At 52.3% G+C, this 18,520-nt stretch carries 14 protein-coding genes and 1 pseudogene; 3 read left to right on the top strand and 12 right to left on the bottom strand.

The genetic code is table 11. The annotated features are described in order from the left end of the window. Both V4U88_RS22050 and V4U88_RS22045 read left to right on the top strand, forming a co-directional pair. A pseudogene (locus tag V4U88_RS22050) lies at window positions 1-189 on the top strand (hypothetical protein); the annotation flags it as partial. A 38-nt stretch (window positions 190-227) separates the two neighbouring features. Then, window positions 228-1,130, top strand: coding sequence for an IS3 family transposase (locus V4U88_RS22045; RefSeq protein WP_334074351.1), 903 nt, complete (start codon window positions 228-230; stop codon window positions 1,128-1,130). 457 nt (window positions 1,131-1,587) lie between these two features. On the opposite strand, the gene V4U88_RS22040 is transcribed toward V4U88_RS22045, so the two are convergent. The 8 genes from V4U88_RS22040 to V4U88_RS22005 form a co-directional block, all read right to left on the bottom strand. Then, window positions 1,588-1,935 carry a hypothetical protein gene (locus tag V4U88_RS22040; protein WP_334075414.1) on the bottom strand — a complete coding sequence of 116 codons (348 nt, stop codon included), beginning with the start codon at window positions 1,933-1,935 and terminating at the stop codon, window positions 1,588-1,590. Between the two features lie 47 nt (window positions 1,936-1,982). Further along, window positions 1,983-3,287 (bottom strand): HAMP domain-containing sensor histidine kinase, encoded by a 1,305-nt coding sequence (locus V4U88_RS22035; protein WP_334075413.1) that lies wholly within the window; start codon window positions 3,285-3,287, stop codon window positions 1,983-1,985. A gap of 173 nt (window positions 3,288-3,460) precedes the next feature. Continuing rightward, window positions 3,461-7,297 carry a GH32 C-terminal domain-containing protein gene (locus V4U88_RS22030; RefSeq protein ID WP_334075412.1) on the bottom strand — a complete coding sequence of 1,279 codons (3,837 nt, stop codon included), beginning with the start codon at window positions 7,295-7,297 and terminating at the stop codon, window positions 3,461-3,463. A 95-nt stretch (window positions 7,298-7,392) separates the two neighbouring features. Then, complete coding sequence (locus V4U88_RS22025) at window positions 7,393-8,274, bottom strand: ROK family protein (RefSeq protein ID WP_334075411.1); 882 nt, start codon at window positions 8,272-8,274, stop codon at window positions 7,393-7,395. Window positions 8,275-8,301: 27 nt separating this feature from the next. After that, entirely contained in the window at window positions 8,302-9,777 is a 1,476-nt protein-coding gene (locus V4U88_RS22020; protein WP_334075410.1) for a glycoside hydrolase family 32 protein, read from the bottom strand. A gap of 49 nt (window positions 9,778-9,826) precedes the next feature. Beyond that, entirely contained in the window at window positions 9,827-11,437 is a 1,611-nt protein-coding gene (locus tag V4U88_RS22015; RefSeq protein ID WP_334075409.1) for an ABC transporter substrate-binding protein, read from the bottom strand. 50 nt (window positions 11,438-11,487) lie between these two features. Then, window positions 11,488-12,369 carry a carbohydrate ABC transporter permease gene (locus V4U88_RS22010; protein WP_334075408.1) on the bottom strand — a complete coding sequence of 294 codons (882 nt, stop codon included), beginning with the start codon at window positions 12,367-12,369 and terminating at the stop codon, window positions 11,488-11,490. A 17-nt stretch (window positions 12,370-12,386) separates the two neighbouring features. Further along, window positions 12,387-13,280 carry an ABC transporter permease gene (locus V4U88_RS22005; protein WP_416367277.1) on the bottom strand — a complete coding sequence of 298 codons (894 nt, stop codon included), beginning with the start codon at window positions 13,278-13,280 and terminating at the stop codon, window positions 12,387-12,389. A 510-nt stretch (window positions 13,281-13,790) separates the two neighbouring features. Between V4U88_RS22005 and V4U88_RS22000 the strand changes: the two genes are divergently transcribed. After that, window positions 13,791-14,837 (top strand): LacI family DNA-binding transcriptional regulator, encoded by a 1,047-nt coding sequence (locus V4U88_RS22000; RefSeq protein WP_334075407.1) that lies wholly within the window; start codon window positions 13,791-13,793, stop codon window positions 14,835-14,837. Between the two features lie 62 nt (window positions 14,838-14,899). Here the strand turns inward: V4U88_RS22000 and V4U88_RS21995 are convergent, their stop codons facing one another. From V4U88_RS21995 to V4U88_RS21980, 4 genes are all read right to left on the bottom strand, one after another. Next, complete coding sequence (locus V4U88_RS21995) at window positions 14,900-15,511, bottom strand: TetR/AcrR family transcriptional regulator (RefSeq protein WP_334075406.1); 612 nt, start codon at window positions 15,509-15,511, stop codon at window positions 14,900-14,902. Window positions 15,512-15,529: 18 nt separating this feature from the next. After that, window positions 15,530-16,408, bottom strand: coding sequence for an SDR family NAD(P)-dependent oxidoreductase (locus tag V4U88_RS21990; RefSeq protein WP_334075405.1), 879 nt, complete (start codon window positions 16,406-16,408; stop codon window positions 15,530-15,532). A 175-nt stretch (window positions 16,409-16,583) separates the two neighbouring features. After that, window positions 16,584-17,753: a DUF4179 domain-containing protein gene (locus V4U88_RS21985; protein ID WP_334075404.1), complete on the bottom strand. Its 1,170-nt coding sequence runs from the start codon at window positions 17,751-17,753 to the stop codon at window positions 16,584-16,586. Further along, entirely contained in the window at window positions 17,716-18,318 is a 603-nt protein-coding gene (locus tag V4U88_RS21980; protein WP_334075403.1) for an RNA polymerase sigma factor, read from the bottom strand. The genes V4U88_RS21985 and V4U88_RS21980 overlap by 38 nt, the downstream gene beginning before the upstream one ends. Window positions 18,319-18,520: the final 202 nt, after the last annotated feature.

Genomic DNA, 18,520 nt, shown 5'->3' with positions numbered 1-18,520 from the left:
CGGGACTCTATTTCGCCTGAAGAAATTCCTGCGGCAGACGAACATGTTCAAGAGTTGCAACGCCTGCAGGAGGTAGAGCAACGCTACCAAAAGGCCGTTAAGGTCCTTGGTGAAAAAGAACTCGAAATCGAAATTTTGCGAGAGTTGCTAAAAAAGAAAAACCCCGCTTATCTGAAAAATTTGAAATAGCCGACCCATTCATTAAGCGGGGGGAACCGGCAGCTGTTGTGCTGCGCATTCTTGGGTTGTCAGAATCAACGTATTACGACCGTAAAAAGCGACTGGCCCAGTCAGCAGAAAAAGGCGAAGAACGTCCAACCGAAAGCCGTGCAGGTCGTCCCGTGCCTGGATACTCTTACACGGCTACAGGTGAGAAAGTTAGCGACGCACAAATCAAAGAATGGCTGCTCGAACTCCTTGAAGGAGAAGAGTTTGTCTATGGTTATAAGTTTTTGGCCCAATCCCTTCGAGATAAGTATGATCTCATCTTCAACAAAAAGAAGTCTTATCGACTTTGCCAAGAGTTAGACATATTGCAGAAACCTAGAAAGCGCGTACGTTCCCACCCTCGCCGATTACCGAGAAATCGAGTTATAACGGGGTCAAACCAACTTTGGCAAATGGACATTAAATATGGATACGCGATCGGGCAGGAACGGTTCTTTTTTGTACTCAGCATTATAGATGTGTTTGACCGAATGGTAGTAGGGCAGTATAGAGGCCCAGTATGCGAAGCTAAACAAGTCGTCCAAACCTTATGGTATGCCTTGCAAGACCGTATAGAGCCCGGCGAGCCTATGCCGGTGGTTCGTACAGACAATGGTCCGCAGTTCGTCAGCAAGCTATTTGGAGATACCTGTGAAAGCTTGGATCTTATTCATGAGCGTATACCACCTCGGTCCCCCAATATGAACGCCTACATTGAGTCATTTCACAGCGTCCTGGAGCGCCATCTGTTTAGCCAAAGGGACTTTATGACCCTCGATGAAGCTTATGAGGCGCTGGACCAATACATGGACTTTTACAACAACCGAAAAATTCACGGTAACTTAAGAAAAATGTCTCCAGCGAAGTTCTCGATATGGGTGAGGACACTGGAAGACACCTCTGCCTTTCATAGAGCGGTGTAATACGGCAGAATAAGGAGCAATCCTGTGAATTCATAAACATTGTAGGGTAGGACTCCGGATTAAGGGGGCCTAGCCGATTCTGCATCTTTTTCCTTCCAAAATCACCCTTTTCCCGCCAACTTAAGAAAATACCTGCACATACGCATCTTTTTCATTCTAAGTCCACCAATACCTCCAAAGTTCCTGCACTTTTGCATCTTTTTCGCTCGGTTGGGAAGAAGTGGGGTACGATTGGATAGCGTGAGATTACGGTCAGGTTTACGGTTAGGTTGCAATCTGATTTATGGCTTCGTCGTACTGTGACCGACTGTTTCCGGCTGTGCCAAGCCATGTCCGCCTGTGTCTGGTCGTTTCCGACTGCTCCCGGCGTTTCTGACCGTGGACCAGCCCGGCGCATGGCCAGAGCGCAGCGCGAATCCGCCATGCGCGGGGGCTCCGATAACCGGAAGCCGGCTCCCTATCTTTTGTCCACTTGCAGCAGCGCAATATCCTTCAGTCGATATGTATGCTTGATTTTTTCCTCCGTGATGACGTTCAGCTTCAGGAGGCCGGCGATTTTGGCGGTGTCCGGTTTGGAAAGCAGACGCCACAGTTCCAGGTCCGGGAGCGCTTCATAAAGCTTGTTCTCGTCATACTCCCGTCGGGCCTGATGAATGACCCGGACCGTATGTTGTGCGAGCTCCAAACCGGTGATTTGCCGCTCTCGGCAATGCTCCAGAATACGTTCGCGAAGCTCCGCCAGTTCCTGCTCCAACTCCTTCATCCGCTGTTTGACTTCAAAATAGCGCGCCACGATCATGTCCATATCCTTCAACTCCTTTATATCCCATGGATATGCCGTAAGCTGAAGTTTTAGGACAGCTTGTCTTCCGGATCCCTGGCCCCGGCCGCGCTCCCGGTCTGTCCGGGTTCACACAAAGGCAGCGTGATGGTAAAGCGGGTCCCCGCGCGGTGGACGCTTTTCAGCGAAATCGTCCCTCCCATTCCCTGGACGGCCTGGTAGGAGAAATTCAGCCCCAACCCGGTCCCCCGGGACTTGGTCGAGAAAAAAACGGACCCCAGCCGTTCCACCTGGTCTTCCGTCATCCCGATCCCGTTATCCGCAATCGTTAAAACGGCTTTTGACGCCTCGGTCCAGAGGTCCAGCGTCACCTTTCCGTCGGTAACGGCATAGCAGGCTTCAATCGCATTTTTGATTAAATTGACTAGGATCTGCTTGATTTTTTCCGGATTGGCCAGAATCGGAACCGGATCTCCCGGCGCCTCCAGCTCAAGTATCACATTGTTCATATTGGCGTAGGGACGCATGACTTCCACGGTAATCCGCAGCTGATGCGCCAGATCGGTCGCCTCCTGTTGATCCGTTAGCGGCTTGGAAATCGCAAGGTATTCGGAGAGAATATACTCCGTACGCTCCATTTCACTGATGCAAATGTCAATATAGCGTTGCACTTTCTCCTGATCCAGCCGGGACTCCCGAATCAGCTTCAGGAACCCCTTGACGGCGGTTAACGGGTTCCGTACTTCATGGACAAGCGAGGCGGCGACTTGGCTGACCACTTCCACCTTTTTGTTCTGCATGTATCGGATAAACAAGTCCTTGTCCGCGGCAGCTTTCTGGAAAAGCCAGATCAACAGACAACTGCCGAAAAAGTTTTGAACCGGAATAATCACAATATGGAACCATAAATGACTTTCGATCAAAGCGGGATTGTACCAATAGACGAGCAGAAGCGGAACGATGGAAAAGACGGACCCCGCGGTTAAGGTAACGCCCCACTTTTTGTCGGTTTTCCGATACCATTTGTACAGCAGAAGCGAAATCGGAAGCGTAACAAGCAGAATAAGCATGGCGACCCAGGTTCCATCCCCGCCGAGGTATAGCCGATACAGCACAAATTCCGGCAGAAGAAAGAGACCTGCTCTATAGCCGCCGAAAAGCAGCCCGAAAAACAAAATGATATACCGGATGTCGTAAAAATACCCGCTCACCGCGCTTGCCCCAAAGGTCATGGAGAAGAACAGGCAGATCGTGCTGATCACGATAATGAACGGGGTCGAAAAATTCCGGGGCTTGTCCCGGTAATATACGTTAAACGCCAAAAAGGGGATCAGGGCAAAAAATAACTGAAGAATAATTTCCTTAACTACGGTCATCCATAGTGTCACCCTTCACAGGTTACTGGTTTGGTTTTAATCGGCTGCTGTTCTCATCATATTTCTTTTTTTGAAAATCGTATACAGATAAACTGTAAAAAAAACACGGTTAGACAAAGTTCACACTCTGTCCAACCGTGTCGAATGGTCGGATCGACAATGTCGTCCTTCATTTACGGTTCTTGAAGCTTCCATTTCTGCCTGTCCAGGGACGGGGCCGGAGGTTTCAAGCTTAAGCCGCTCCCGTCCTCCGTAACTTCAATGGCTTGCTGGTGATAAGCCGAGATCACGGAGACCGTGCCGTCCTCATGTTCGGAAATCAGCCAGCGCTGATTGGGATAGCCGAGATAATCGTACAATTGAAGCTTGTTTTGCCCGGTATCGAGGTCCAGCGCTTTCCCTTCTTCGGTTCGAATCGAATAAGAGCCCGCCTCGTCTCCGGTAGGTACCAGAACCCAAACCCGATTGCCGCCTTCCTCGGCCAAGTCGGCCGGAACCACCGGTTCTCCGTTTTGCGATTTCTCGGCAAAAAGCACTTGAGGCCCTCCGCTATGGACAAGGATCGCTTTTTGCAATTTCGCGGGTTCCATGTTGCTCGCATTCACATTTTGGAAAAAAGCTTGCCCGCCGAACACATGAACGCCTATATGTCCCTCGGCGAATGTTCCGTCGGCAACCTCCATCATTTTCACGTCGTCCACAAACACGCGCATTTGCGGTCCGCTTGCTTCGATGCGAATGCGGTAGGTTTTCCCCGGCTGCAGAAAGGCCGGCACTTTGGCGAGCACCTGTCTCTCCGCAAAGGCTCCGTCCAATTTGTAAAACAGGCGGAAGGCCTTCATATTGGGATCGATGTTAAAATAGTATCCGCTCCGTCCGTCCGGGCTGGCCCGGAACAGAAGGGAACCCGCTCCACCCGAACGGGCCAGCGTCATCTCGGCTTCCAGCGTAAAGTCCCCCGCCTTTTCCCGGGCCATGTAAGCCGCATCGCCGTCATACCTGCCGCGGATGCCCTGTTCCGTGGCGACCCACGTCGCTCCGGAAACATCCGATGTCCAGCCGGTCAAGTTCGTACGAAACTCGCCGGCGAATACCTTGACCCGCACCCAGGCGGACGCTCTGCCGTCGGCGGTGGAAGCGGTGAGGATGGCCTCGCCTTTTCCTTTGCCCCGTATGACGGCCCGCCCTTTATCAGAGGACTCTATAGCCGCGACAGCGGCATCGCTGGTCGTCCACCGAATCGGCGCGGTACCCCGGTTTTTCAGGTCCGCGACCGCCGCCTCCAACCGTAACGCGTCACCGACGGAGATTTCGCGGTCGTCCGTATCCATGATCACTTTGGGCCCCAGTTCATCACTTATGCTCCATACGTTTTTTAGCGCGTTCACCTTCAAGGAAACCAACTTGACCTTGCCGCCGTCGGCATAGAAGCCCATCTCCCGATGAGCCGGATCGGGAAAAATGACATCGGAAATCACCGCCCGGCCGTCATTGCCGAAGACTTCAACCGAGCCATCGTCGACGAAGGCCTGCAGCCGGATCCTTCCCTTCTCCGGTTGAAGGGGCGCGGTATGGAAGGTGCTGAACAGCGGTGAAAATTCCGTGTTGCCGGAAGCCGAACGGTCCACAAACATTTGCTTTTGCGCCACCTTGTAACCGGCCACCGTTTTTTGTTCCCCTCCCTCGCGCAGCCGGAAGCCAAATTCCTTGACCGTGCTGCCTTCGGGAATCTCGATGACCGCTTCAATTTCAAAGGCTCCGGCGGAAAGACCTTTCAGAAGATTCGCTTCCTTCGCCGTCACCAGCCTGTCTTTGACAGAGAACACTTCCCGCTCCAACGAATCCAGTTCCTGAATCGGAGCCTGAAACAAGCGGAGTCCTTCATCCGTTTGCCGCAAGGTGACCTCCCTCGGAATGGAGAGCGTCCCCTTCCACCCTTGCGTCGGAAAGGCGAACGGGTAATCCCAGTTGGTCATCCAGGCCAGCATGATTCTGCGCGAATCCGGCAGATCGGAAAAGGACATGGAGGCATAGAATTCTTTGCCGAAGTCCGTCGTCAGCACCTTCCCGGCGGGGTTATCGTTGACGAATTTCCCCTCCGGGGTGAGCTCCCCGATAAAGTACTCCGCCGCCGAGCCCTGTGTTTTCGGATTGGCGCCCGTACTGATCATCAGCACCCATTTCACCTCGTCCGTCCCCTCCACTTTAAGTTGAAAGAGGTCGGGACACTCCCATACGCCGCCCCGGACATAATTCCCGTATCCGAACAGGTCCGCAAGCGTCCAGTCCAATAAGTTCGTCGAGGTGAAAAAGCGGATATGGTCGCCGCCGGAGACCACCATGACCCAACGGTTATTCGCTTCGTCCCTGACGACCTTGGGATCCCGGAAATCCCAGCCTCCCGGCTCTTCGCCCTGCTTGCCCGGGTTCTCGATCACGATGGGACGCTCCTTGGAATACTCCCAAGTCCGGCCGGCATCTTTGCTGTACGCCAAACCGATGCGCTGATTCCCGTTGGGGCCATCCGGATGATAGGAGGTATAATAAGCGACCAGGCCTTTGCCTCCTGAATCGGCGAACAGCCCGGAAGCGTTCTCAAGATCCGCCACAGCCGAACCGGACCAGACATGACCGTATTCATTCCAGGGAAGCGCGACGGGGAGCCGTTTCCAATGGACCAGATCCGGGCTTACCGCATGAGCCCAGGTGCCCCCGTCCTGATGAAACAGGTGGTATTCCCCTTCGAAATAAACAAGCCCGTTCGGGTCGCTCGCCGATCCCCTGGCCGGGGAGTAGTGATAATCCGGCCGGTATTTTTCCGCGTAATAATCGTCTTCCGGTGTTAGATAAGCATCCTGAAAATACGCTGTACCGTCCGATACGGAGAAGCCGGCGTGTCCCCGGCTAAAGCTGTGATCGGTGACTTCGATCGCCGGTTCGGCGTATCCGTCGAGCTGCACTTTAACGCGAGGTCCGACCGCCGCGATCTCCAGATGATGCCTGGCCGCTGGCGGCGACGGATATGCCTGGTCCGATGTCTGAAGCACAGTTCCGTCCATCTTCCGCAATTGAACGCGCACTTCGCCCTTCTCTTTCACCAATGCCGCCTCGTATCCTTCGGTCCCGCTTGCGTTCACCCGAAACAGCAGCCCACCGTCTCCCCGCTCCGATCCATCCGGTCCAAAGGAGAGGTTTCCTTCCAGGACAAAATTATCCCCCAGTTCGCCGAATAGTTGCAGCGCCCGGTTTGAACCCGCCTTCGTGCGCTCACTCATTCCGCGAATTCCTTGGAGATCCGGTTGCCAGCTCCCCGTTTCTTTCACCAAAGAACCCAAATTGCTCTTAAGTTCACTAACCTTTACGTTTTGAAAAAGCGCCGATCCGCCCCGGGCGTGTAGTCCCATATACCCCGTAGCGTAGTTGGCGTCCGCCGCCTCAAGAACCGGGGCGTATTGATTGCCCCAAAACACCTGAATCCGCTTCCCCTCCGCTTTGATCTTCAGCCGGTAGATTTCCCCTTGGGACAGCGTAACCTGCCGTTCTCCCAACGTTCTCCCCTTCCCCGACCCGTCGATCTCGCTCAAACGGAGCATGCCCGTTTTCGGAACAAGGGTCAGCTTATAGAAGGACCGGCCTTCCGTATCGGAGCGGAAAATCAAGGATGGCTCCGCATCCCGGCCCATGACCATCACATCGGCCTCCAAAACAAAATCGTCCGCCTTCGCCGCGGCGATCGCCATGACCTCATTCCCGGCATCCGGGGTCACAAGAGCCCCCTGCTCCGTGTCCTCCATTTTCCCTTGGCCCTTAACACGCCACCCCGTCAAATTGGTCATAAAATTGATTGCGCTTTCAAAATTGATCGCCGTATCCTCCTTTTCCGCAGGGCTTATAGAACGGTTACTTTCCGCCCGGCCGGTATTCGGTTGTCCGATCAGAGCCAGTATCGCGCTGAAAACAAGCAGCGCCGACATCGACGCAGACAACAAGGAGTGGGATTTTCTCAACATCCGCCCTCTTCCTTTCCAAATGGAATGTTCGCGGCGTGAGGCGGGACAGGAAAGGCAAAGAAGCCCCTTCCTATCCTCAACCCTTTACCGCCGCATTAAGCCTGATCCCTTAATGCGGACAGGCCCAAGGCCAACGCGCCGCAAAGACCCGCTTGCTGCCCCAGCCCCGGAGGCACAATGTAATCGTCGATATGTTCCAGAATTTCCCCGGCGCTCAAATATCCGTTCAGATTTCGCTTCACCGCCTCCCGGATCAAGGGATAGAGCTGCGCTTGCTGCATCACTCCCCCGCCGAGAATCACTTTCTCGGGGGAGAGCAAGAGGATCGCCCCCGCAATCGATTGGGCGAGATAAAACGCCTCGATCTCCCAAGCCGGGTGATCCGCCGGAAGCTCATGCCCTTTCACCTTCCAGCGCTTTTCCAGGGCCGGGCCGGAGGCCATTCCCTCCAGGCAATCCCCATGGAAAGGGCAGGCTCCCGCAAAATCATCGTCCGGGTGCCGCCGGATCAGCACATGTCCCCCTTCCGGATGGACCAGGCCGTGAACCAGCTTGCCTTCCGAATAGACGCCGATGCCGACCCCCGTGCCTACCGTGTAATACAGGCAGCTGTTTACCCCCCGGGCGGCCCCCCAGGTCGCCTCCCCGAACGCGGCGGCGTTGACGTCCGTGTCCCATCCGAACGGTACCGGAAATTCCCGCCGCAGCGTGCCGAGGAAGTCGAAATTCCCCCAGCCCGGTTTCGGAGTGGTTGTCACATAACCGTAAGTCAGGCTATCTTGGCGGATATCGATCGGCCCGAAGGAACCGACTCCGATCGCATCCGTTTGCTTTCCTTTGAAAAAGGCAATAACTTGGTCTAGTGTCGTCTGCGGGTCTTCGGTCGGAAAGCTGATGCTCTCCGCAATTTCCCCCCGCTCATTCCCAATGCCGCAAACAAATTTGGTGCCGCCGGCCTCAATCGCTCCAATTCGCATCGTAAGTCTCCCTTCTTTTCGCTGGCCTCATTCCGGGATTCGGGCGGACGGCTTCAGAGTATACACCTCAAGAACGTCCAGCATCATGGTGTCATCCTCGGCAACAAAGGAGATGCCGCCCGCTTCGCCTTTCGGATAAATCAAATCGGTGATCACGGCCTGCCCGCCATTCGCGAACAACTCGATCGAGGAGCGGTCCACCAGAAGCCGCAGCTCCACCTTATCGCCGGCCGCGTACAACTTGGCGTGATGGGTACCCGGGAATTGTTCATGAAAATCGTGTATGCCCGATTTTTTGCGGTCCACGAACACCTCAAGCTCCGCCGCATTCACGCCGGCCACAGTTTCACAGGCGTCTCCCGCTCTTACCTTGAAGGCAAAGGACCGGCCTGCGGGAGCTACGGCTCTCAGCTCGAAACTCTCAAGCTGCAGGGAACGCAGCGCCGTTTCCGCTTCAGCCGCGGATATGCCTTGAAGGCGCAGCACGGGGACACGGGCGCCCTCCAGCTCCCGGGCTGGCTTTTGCAGCAAATAAACCGCGCCGTTTCTTTCTTCCAGCGATAGTTCCCTCGGTACCGTCATCGCGCCGCGGAAGCTGTCCGTCGGCGTCAGATTAGCGTATTTCCAATTGCTCATCCAGCCGATGAACAGGCGTCTGCCGTCCTCCGCGGGCACGTCGGACCAACTGACCCCGGCATAATTGTCCCTGCCGTAATCCAGCCAGCGAATCTGGCCGGATTCCGCGTCGGGCACAAACGTCAAACCATCGAAATCCCCGGTGAAATACTGCGTGCGCGAGCCCTCCGGATACTCCGGGTTATCCCCGATGCTGACCAGCATCACCCATTTCTGTCTGGAAGGATCCCCGTTAATGGAGAGCGAAAACAGGTCCGGGCATTCCCAGACTCCGCCGTGGAATCCGATGCCGTCGCCGAACTCGCTGCCGAAGGTCCAACTTTTCAAATCCGTTGAGTGATACAGGCGAACCGTTTGACCGCAAGCCAAGATCATGATCCACCGCCCGGTGTCCTGATGCCAGAACACTTTGGGATCGCGGAAATCGACCAAGCTCTCGTCCTGAAGCACCGGATTTCCTTCAAACTTGGTCCAGGTTCTGCCTTTGTCGTTACTGTAAGCAAGGCTCTGGGTTTGAACCGGTTGCGAGCCTGCCGTTTCCCGGCTATGGGTGAATATAGCGACCAGGCCCGGTTTTTCGCCGAAAAAGCCGGTCGTATTATGCCAATCGACCACGATGCTTCCCGAAAAAATCATCCCGATCTCGTCCGGGGCCAGGGCGATGTCGAGCTCCTCCCAGGTCACCAGATCTTTGCTTACGGCGTGTCCCCAGTACATCGGTCCCCAGGTCATGCCATGAGGATGATGCTGAAAGAACAAGTGATACTCCCCTTCAAAGTAAACCATCCCGTTCGGATCATTCATCCACATCGTCCTGGGCGAAAAATGATAGACTCCTCGGTAATTTTGTTTGATAAAAGTTGACATAGGTTTCTCTCCCTCTCCCCGAATTTATCCGGCGGCTCTATATCTGAACTTATTTTTTCGTTGCTCTGTCATAACCGGACTGTTTGATTTCCATCCATTCCTTCAAGCCAAGCCGGTCCAGTTCCTTCAAATATTCGTCCCACTGCTCGTCGATCTTGCCGTTCTGGTACCATTCGGTGCGCATTCTCAATACATAGGCGAACAGATCCGTCTCAATCGTCGTCAGCCGTTCAAGCTCTTCAATCGAGTTGAACACGCTCGGCATCGATCGTTCCGCCTTCATATGGGGCGCCATGATTTCCTTGATGATCCGCAATCGTTCCTTGGCATCGTCCGGCAGCGTCGTATACTTGCCATAGTAGCTGTCCAGAATGGCCAGCGGCCCGCCGACACTGGTCTTTTCTCGGAGTTCCACCGGGGCGGTTCCGTTCAGCGGCAAATGCTTCAGCGTATTTTTTTCCGCATCGTATTCAAAAATGTTCTGTTGAGTTTCGTCCCCATACGTTCCCCAGTTGTTTTGCACCGATTGAACCGGATCGTACAACTGGTCCACCCATTTCGCCGTCGTCTCCAGGTTTTTGTTGGCGCTGGTAATCACCATTCTGCCGCGATGGAAGCCCAGGGCATTGATTTGGGTGACATTGATTTCGCCGTCGGGACCGGCGAGCGGAGGCATCACGTCATAGCTGTCATCGGCCCCGGAAATATTGCTCTTGTCCCAGGAGAAATACAGTCCGTACTTGTGATCCTTGCCTTTGGCCAAATAAGTACTCCAATCCTGCGTATAGGCCTCGACGTCAATGAGCCCCTCTTTATAAAGCTCATGGATAAACTTGACCGCTTCCTTATAGCCTTCCTCGGCCGGCGCGAACACCACTTTGCCATCATTCGTGACGACAGCGTGGTCGGCGTTCTCCCCAAGCCCGAACGAAGCGAAGAGGAACACCAGATCCTCGGCTCCCGGTTTATTGATAAAAGATAACGGAATTTCATCCGCTTGGCCGTTCCCGTTCGGATCCTGCGTCTTAAAGGCAATCAGCACCTTCTTAAGCTCCTCCGTGGTCTTTGGCATTTCGAGCCCGAGCTTCTTCAGCCATTCCACATTAATCCACGGAACGGCGTCCACCGCCTGAATCCGTTCCTTGCCGCTGCCCAGCTCTTCGATCCAAGGAAAAGCATAGATATTCCCGTCCGGAGCCGTAATCATCGCTTTGTATTCCGGAGCATCCTCCAGCACTTTTTTGAAGTTGGGCATATGCTGCTCGATCAGGTCGTTCAACGGGATAATCGCCCCGTCCTTCGCCAGCTTCAACAGCTCGTAATCGCTGTACCCCGCGTCAAAAATCGCATCGGGAAGATCCCCGCTCGCCATGGCGAGATTTCTTTTTTCGACAAACACGTCCTTGGTGAAATTCTTCCAATTAATATGCACGTTCGTCTTTTCCTCAAGCCGCTTGTTGATCAGCTTCTCGTTCGGGTCGGACGGAGCGAGCGGCGAGCTTTGGGTTATGAAGTTCAGCGTCACCTTGCCGTTCGGATCCTGCTTCTCGCTGGCGGCCCCGCCGCCCCCTCCGCCGCAGGCCGAGAGCAAAATAGCGGAAGCCAAGAGCGTTACGGATATCGATTTCAAGGCGCTTTTCGGTGTACTCGTTTTTCTCATTGTGGATGACCTCCCATTTTATAAAAGTACATATATGTGCTGCCGCCCCCCTATTTCAGGGAACCGACCATGACACCTTTCTCGAAATACTTCTGAAAGAACGGATACATAATGACCAGCGGAAGACTGGAGATGACGATCGCCGCATATTTGATAATCTCGGACAAGCGCTTCATTTCCGCCATGGCGAGCTGGTCGCTGATCATCCCCGGGTCCACCTGATTCTGAATCAGAATCGAACGGAGAACGAGCTGGAGCGGATGCAAATTCGGATTGTCCAGATAGATCATCGCGTCAAAATAGGAATTCCATTGGCCGACGAATGCGTACAGGATAAGCACGAAAATAATCGGTTTGGAAAGGGGCAGTACGATCCGGAAAAAGATGCTCGCTTCCGAAGCCCCATCGACATCCGCGGCCTCGCGCAATTCGCGGGGAACCCCTTTGAAAAAGGTGCGGGATAAAATAATGTTCCACACGTTAACGGCCCCCGGGATAATCACCGCCCAGATCGTGTCGAGCAGCCCCAAATTTTTGACCAGCAGGTAAGTCGGAACGAGCCCCCCGCCGAAGAACAAAGTGATCAGAAACAAGGTCATAAACCAGCCCCGGCCCTTCAGCCGGTCATCCGATAATGCATAGCCGGCAAAGATGGACACCGTTACCGTGAGGAGCGCAAATGCGCTGGAATAGAGCACCGCGTTGCCGAAGCCGCGGATCATCGCCGGGTTGGACAGAATTTTCTGATAACCGTCCAGCGTCCAGTCCGACACCCGGAAGGATATGCCCCGGCTCAATAACACGGAGGGATCCATAAAGGAGGCGACCACGATATACAATAGCGGAACAACCACGACCAGAACGGCCAACGCCAGGAAAAAACCGTTCAATTTCAGCAGAAAGCGGTCGAAGCGGGAATGTTTAATGGGCATTGTTGTTTGCTCCTTTCTCAATAAAGACCATCGCCCTCGTTTAGCTTTTTGACGATAAAGTTCACCGTAACCAGCAGAACCACATTGATCACGGAATTAAATAAGCCGACGGCTGCCGAGTACGCGTAATCGCCCGATTGCAGACCGATTTTGTAAACATAGGTCGGAATGATTTCCGATGTCGGCAGATTCATCGCCGTCTGCATGAGGTAGGCTTTTTCAAAACCGATGGACATGATTCCGCCCGCCGCCAGAATAAATACGATAGCCATAATCGGCCGGATCGTCGGCAGATCGATATTTCGAATCCGCTGCAGCAGATTTGCCCCATCGAGGTTGGCCGCATCATGCAGCTCGGGGTCCACATTGGCCAATGCGGCCACATAAATAATCGAGGACCAGCCCGCTCCCGTCCAAATATCCGACAGAATATAAATCCACCTGAAGTACTCCGGCCTGGACATAAACATGATGGGCTCGCCGGTCATCCAACTGAACATTTGATTGATCGGCCCCGTCGGCGACAGGAAGATAAAGAGCATCCCGACGATGACCACCACCGAGATGAAATTGGGGGCGTACAGAAAAAGTTGAATGTTCTTCTTGACTCCCGCACGCCGGACTTGATTCAGCATCAGGGCCAAAAGAATCGGCACCGGAAAGCTCAAAATCAGGCCAAAAAAACTTAATTTAAGCGTATTCATAAAAATTACTTCGAAATTGGGAGATGACAGAAACTTCTCGAAGTGTTTAAACCCTACCCACTCGCTCGCGAGAATGCCCTTGATCGGGCTAAAATCTTTGAATGCGATAATCGCACCGTACATGGGACCGTACTTAAAAATAAGAGTTAGGATCAGCGCCGGCGCTAGCAGCAAATAGAGAAAGGAATGCTTCCGCAAATATTTCATCCAGTTTGGCTTGCCGGAGTGAACAAGCGCCGGTTTTCCTTGGGTGGTATTCATCAGATTTTGCAAATTTGTGGCCTCCGTTCTTCCTGACTTTGCATTTGTCAACAGTAAAGGCTTTCAAATTTTCGATTCCTGTGCCTTTTTGTATCGAATGCACTTACAATTTAACAAACGGAATGGTTTAGGTCAATACATTTTGCTAAAATATTTTTGTGCATTTGTAAAAATTATTTCGATATTAATTCCTTATTATATTTACAAATGCATACAATTGTTGCGAATTATCATGTTATTACGACATTTTTAAGTGATATTCTAATAAAAAGCTACTCCCCTCACTTTTTCCTCTATGGATAAATTATTTATCCCAAGTCTCCAAATGTAAACTTATGTGTGCATATGTAAAATTAATATTGCTATTTCCAGCGAACTGTTATACATTGGAAGAGTCGAAGTTATCGTGTTCTCACTTCGTAGGAATAGATTAAGTATAGATACAGAGGTGAAAGAATGGCGAAGGAGAAAGTAACGATCCAGCATATCGCCGACGCTCTGGGAATTTCCCGAAACACCGCCTCCAAAGCGCTGAACGGAAGCGGGAGCATTCCGGATGAGACCCGGAATAAAGTCATCAAGAAAGCTATCGAATTGAAATATAAGCAGTTTGCGTTTATGGAAAGCGAGAGCCTCTTAACCAAGAGCTCCAATACGAGAAACATCGCGCTTTTGACCGAAAACTTGCCCAATACGTCCCATTTCGGGTCCACGCTGATCAGCGGCCTGGAGAAAAGAATCAGCTCGGAGGGCTACAATTTATCCATCCATATCGTCAGGGATATTGAGATGGAATCTTTATCGCTTCCGAACAATTTTGACAAGTCGAATGTCGACGGCATCGTCTGCATCGAGCTTTTTGATCTGGAGTACAGCAAGCTGATTACCGACCTCGGAATCCCGACCATTTTTATCGATTGTTCCGCCCATGTCTGCTACCCCGAATTTCAGGCCGACGTCCTGTTGATGGAGAACGAACACAGCACGTACCGGTTGACCAAGAAGCTGATTGAAGGCGGATACAAGGAATTGGGGTTTATCGGGGATTATAACCATTGCCGGAGTTTTAACGAGCGATGGGTGGGATTTAACCGGGCATTGACTGAGGCCGGTCTTGAGCTTAAGCTATCCCAATGCGTTGTGGATGACGACCGCTTGTTCTCCTCCAAGCCCGGCTGGATGGATGAGCGGCTGAACGAGATGGGGAAGCTGCCTTCCGTGTTTGTTTGTGCGAACGATTACATTGCCGTAAGCGTCATCAAGGCGCTTAAGAACCGAAACCTGGCGATTCCCCGCGATATCGTAATCTGCGGCTTTGACAACGGACCGGAGTCCGTGATCGTCGAGCCTCATTTAACGACCGTTCATATCTACAGCAATGAGATGGGGATTAAGGCGGCGGAGATGCTGCTGTCTCGGATCCATGATCCGAACCAGCCTTATCAGGTTTCCCATATTTACACAAAACCGATATTCCGGGAATCCACCCCGGAACTCGGATAGCCTGCCGCCAAGCGGGCAAGCAGCAAAACGGCTGGATAGGGAGGCCCTTTCCAGCCGTTTATTTAGGGTTGCGGTTTGTAAATGCCGATTTTCAGGATGGTTATAATCTCTTCAAATTCTTTAGTGACCTTCAGCAGTCTGGAAGTCCCACGATCGGGCAAACCGCCAAACTCCTCCATAAACTTGCGGGTTTTCATCTCTAACACCGAGGCGACGATTTCCAAGGCTCGCTCCGTCACAAACGTTTCCCGGAAACGGGAGGTATCTATTTTGGTCCTGAACCATGCTTCTCCTTGTTTTTTTATCCGCTGCTCCCGCTCGGCAAGCTCCGCCCGCAGCTCCTCCGGGGTATCTTGGAACGCGGACACGACCAGCTTATAAATAGTCGGATATTTCATAAACATTTTAACCTTCGCTGTGCTTATCGTTACATAACGTTCCAGTATATCTTCGGGCATCTCGCTTAGTTCCGCATTCAAAAACGCCTCAAACTGGTCCAAGCATTGATCCAAAATTTGCAGGTACAGCCCTTTTTTACTTCCGAAATAGTGAAAGAGAATGCCTTTGGATGTGTCCGCCTTTTGGATGATCCGATTGGTGGACGCCTTGCGGTACCCTTGCTCGCTGAATTCTTCCAATGCATACTGCAGAATGATATCTATCTTGCTCGTCATGAATAGTCCCCTCCCTGTCTATTTCAATCCGGTAAGCTTCTCGCTGACTTCCCAGAGCTTCCCCCATACCGCCTTATCGTAAGAACTGCGGGAAGAAGCTACCTCACGGTTTAGCTCATCAAAGTACTTTCCGGAGACATGAAGCAAAGAAGGGGCTGCTGATAGGTAGAAATAAGTTTCCGCCATTTGCTCGGGGTCGATGGAGAACCTCCGCTTGATCCGATAGAGCGCGCCCATCCAGGCCGGAAGGTGATTATAGCGTCCCGCGTCCACTTTGACACTAGGTACCCGGATGGCGTTCGCCGTAACCCCGGTCCCTTTCAACCGCTCGGCGAGCTCATAGGTAAACATCAATTGGGCAAGCTTGGAATGGTAATAGGCTCGCGTTGGCGAATATTTCATTTCGCCGTTCAAATTATCAAATTCGATCGTCATACGAGGATAAGACAAAAGACCTTTCGAAGCAATGGTAATAATCCGGCTCGGTGCGCTTTGTTCAAGTCGACTTAGCAGCAAATTCGTCAGGAGGAATGGCGCAAGGTGATTGGTGGCGAAGATGTTCTCCACACCGTCTTCCGTCAACACGGGCCGCTTCATGGATAAATCGAAGTTGGCGGCATTATGAATCAGCACATCCAAGCGTTCAAACTCGCCAAGTACGGTCTTCGCCAGCCTGCGAACATTTCCCTGTGACGCAAGGTCCGCTTGAAGCACTTTAACATCTCCATTGCCTGTTTCCTGCCGGATTTCCTCCGCGGCCTTCTCCCCGGCATTCGCATTCCGGCACACCATGATCACCGCGGAACCCGCGCCGGCCAGACGCTTGGCCGCCCGCTTGCCAATCCCGGCATTGGCCCCTGTAATCAAGGAAACCTTCCCCTTCATGTTCCATTCCATTATGATCACCCGTTAATTCAGCATGGTTATTGACCACATGGTCAATGTTGAGCTTATTATACGCCGCATTGACCATACGGTCAATGCGGCGTTTTCTTAGATTTCTTTAGTAGTCCGGGAGTATAACCTATCCTTGATTCAGGTAAAGTACAGCAGGCCCATTCTTTTACTTCCGCTATTTCAGATCCACCTTGAACTCCAGTTCGCTGATATATTTCTTTTCCCCAAATTTGCCTGAGGTACGGTCCACTTTTTGTACATAAGGTTTAATCGTAACGGATTTCGGCTTCTCTTTGAAAGGCGTGAAGAGGAAGTCTATATGATACTTTCCATCAATGATGTTCATTCTGTTATCGTAAAGATCGTCCACCTGGTTGTTGTTCTCATCGAAGATACTGACCCCGAATGCATGCTTACCGGCATACAGATATTTGTCAGGAATTTTGTATTCTTCTCCGAGGCTCTTGAACTCTCCTTTACCGGTCATGGTCAACCGTGTACTGATCGGCGTCAGTTCCAGTTTATCCAAGGTGAGGCTGAATCCGTCATGGGATTTGACCGACTGCGGGTTCAAGACGAGATTTTCGGTGTTTTTCTTCACCGGAAACTTCAGCACATAAGGTTGGTCGGCCCCCGTCATGTTCACTTGCAGCGTCAAATCGAAAGACTTGCCCAGTGCCGGCCGTCCCAAGTTTCCAGGATGGCCCGATGTGCCGGTACCGAAAGGGAGGGAATCATTGAAGTTCAGAATCGCCGAATCCCCGGTTGTCCCTTCTTCCAAAATGTAACGGCCGACAAAGTAGTTCTCGCCATTAACGATCATTCTGATGTCCTTGATCACGCCCTTGCCGCCGGTAACTCTGTCGCCGTTGGAAAGAACGTCGCCCAGCAGTTTGTCATCCGTTTCGCCTTCTCTCTGTAAAGCAACGGAGATGCGCGTCCCGTCATAGATATAACCTGTACTTTTAAGCGTGATGCCGCTGTGGCTGTCTTCGGCGTTAACGGGCTGATACAGCCCCTGCTTTACCCCCGCCTGAAGCCCCTCATCACCGTATTGCTGGAATACGTTGCCGATCAACGGGACCTGGCTTAACGCGCTGGCCATGGTCGGGGAAACAAAACCGCTGCCGATGACCCCAAGTCCCATGGCCGCGGCGATCCCCGAGATCGCCGCCGCTTTTTTCATCATGCTGCTCTTCCGATCACGATGACGAATACCTGTATTTGTTTTGTTCATTTCCTCCACAATCCTCTCTTCCAGGTTTAATTCCGGCACTTCCGTAAGATTGATCATATACTCCAAATTTTCAATAACCTGCTCTGCTGGATCCCATGTTCGTTTCAATTTTGGCGCCTCCCTTATTACGTTCATATTGAACCAGTTTTTTACGGATGCGTTCATATTTTTTTCGCAATGCAGCCGCCGTACAGTCCATAATCTGCCCGATCTCCTCAAAAGTGTACTGCTCTACCGCCTTTAACAGCACCAGGTTTCGCTCGTCAGGCGTCAAAGGATCCAGCAGCTCCATTACGGCGGATTCCCGTTCGGTATGGGTATATAAACGGGCTTCATGCCGATACTTGTCCGCCAACCTTTGCTCCCGTTTTTTCTTCTTCAACACATTCATGCTGTGATTGTAGGCGATTCTGTACAGCCAAGCCGAGAAAAGGGATTCCCCCCGGTAGTCGCCGATATTTCGATATGCCCGGATAAAAATATCCTGGAGCGCATCCTTCGTCTCCTCAGGGTCTCTGATGAGATAGTAACAATAGATATACAACTGTCTTTCAAAATGGCGGGTGATCTTGATAAACGCTTCCTGGGAGCCCACCTGCGCCTGCCGAGCCCATTCATCGATCAGCGCTCTGAGCTCTTCCCCGTTTACGGCAGCCGTTGTTCTTTTATCCACTCCATCACCTCCCGTGTTCCGAATTCGTATATATGACAACCGATTCTTCGCGATTTGTGACATGAAATTAAAAAAAACCGCCGGCTCGATGCCAGCGGCCAAAACTCTTATGATTTCCCCAGATAGGTTGAACTAAATAAATGATTGGCGTTGGGCAAGGATGTGATAGGGTTTCGGAGTTACGTTGCCAACATCCACAATT

This window comes from Paenibacillus sp. A14, assembly GCF_036864815.1.
Lineage (GTDB): Bacteria > Bacillota > Bacilli > Paenibacillales > Paenibacillaceae > Fontibacillus > Fontibacillus sanfengchensis.
The sequence above is the reverse complement of the archived record's forward strand: the minus strand, read 5'-3'. Positions and strand labels throughout refer to the sequence as shown.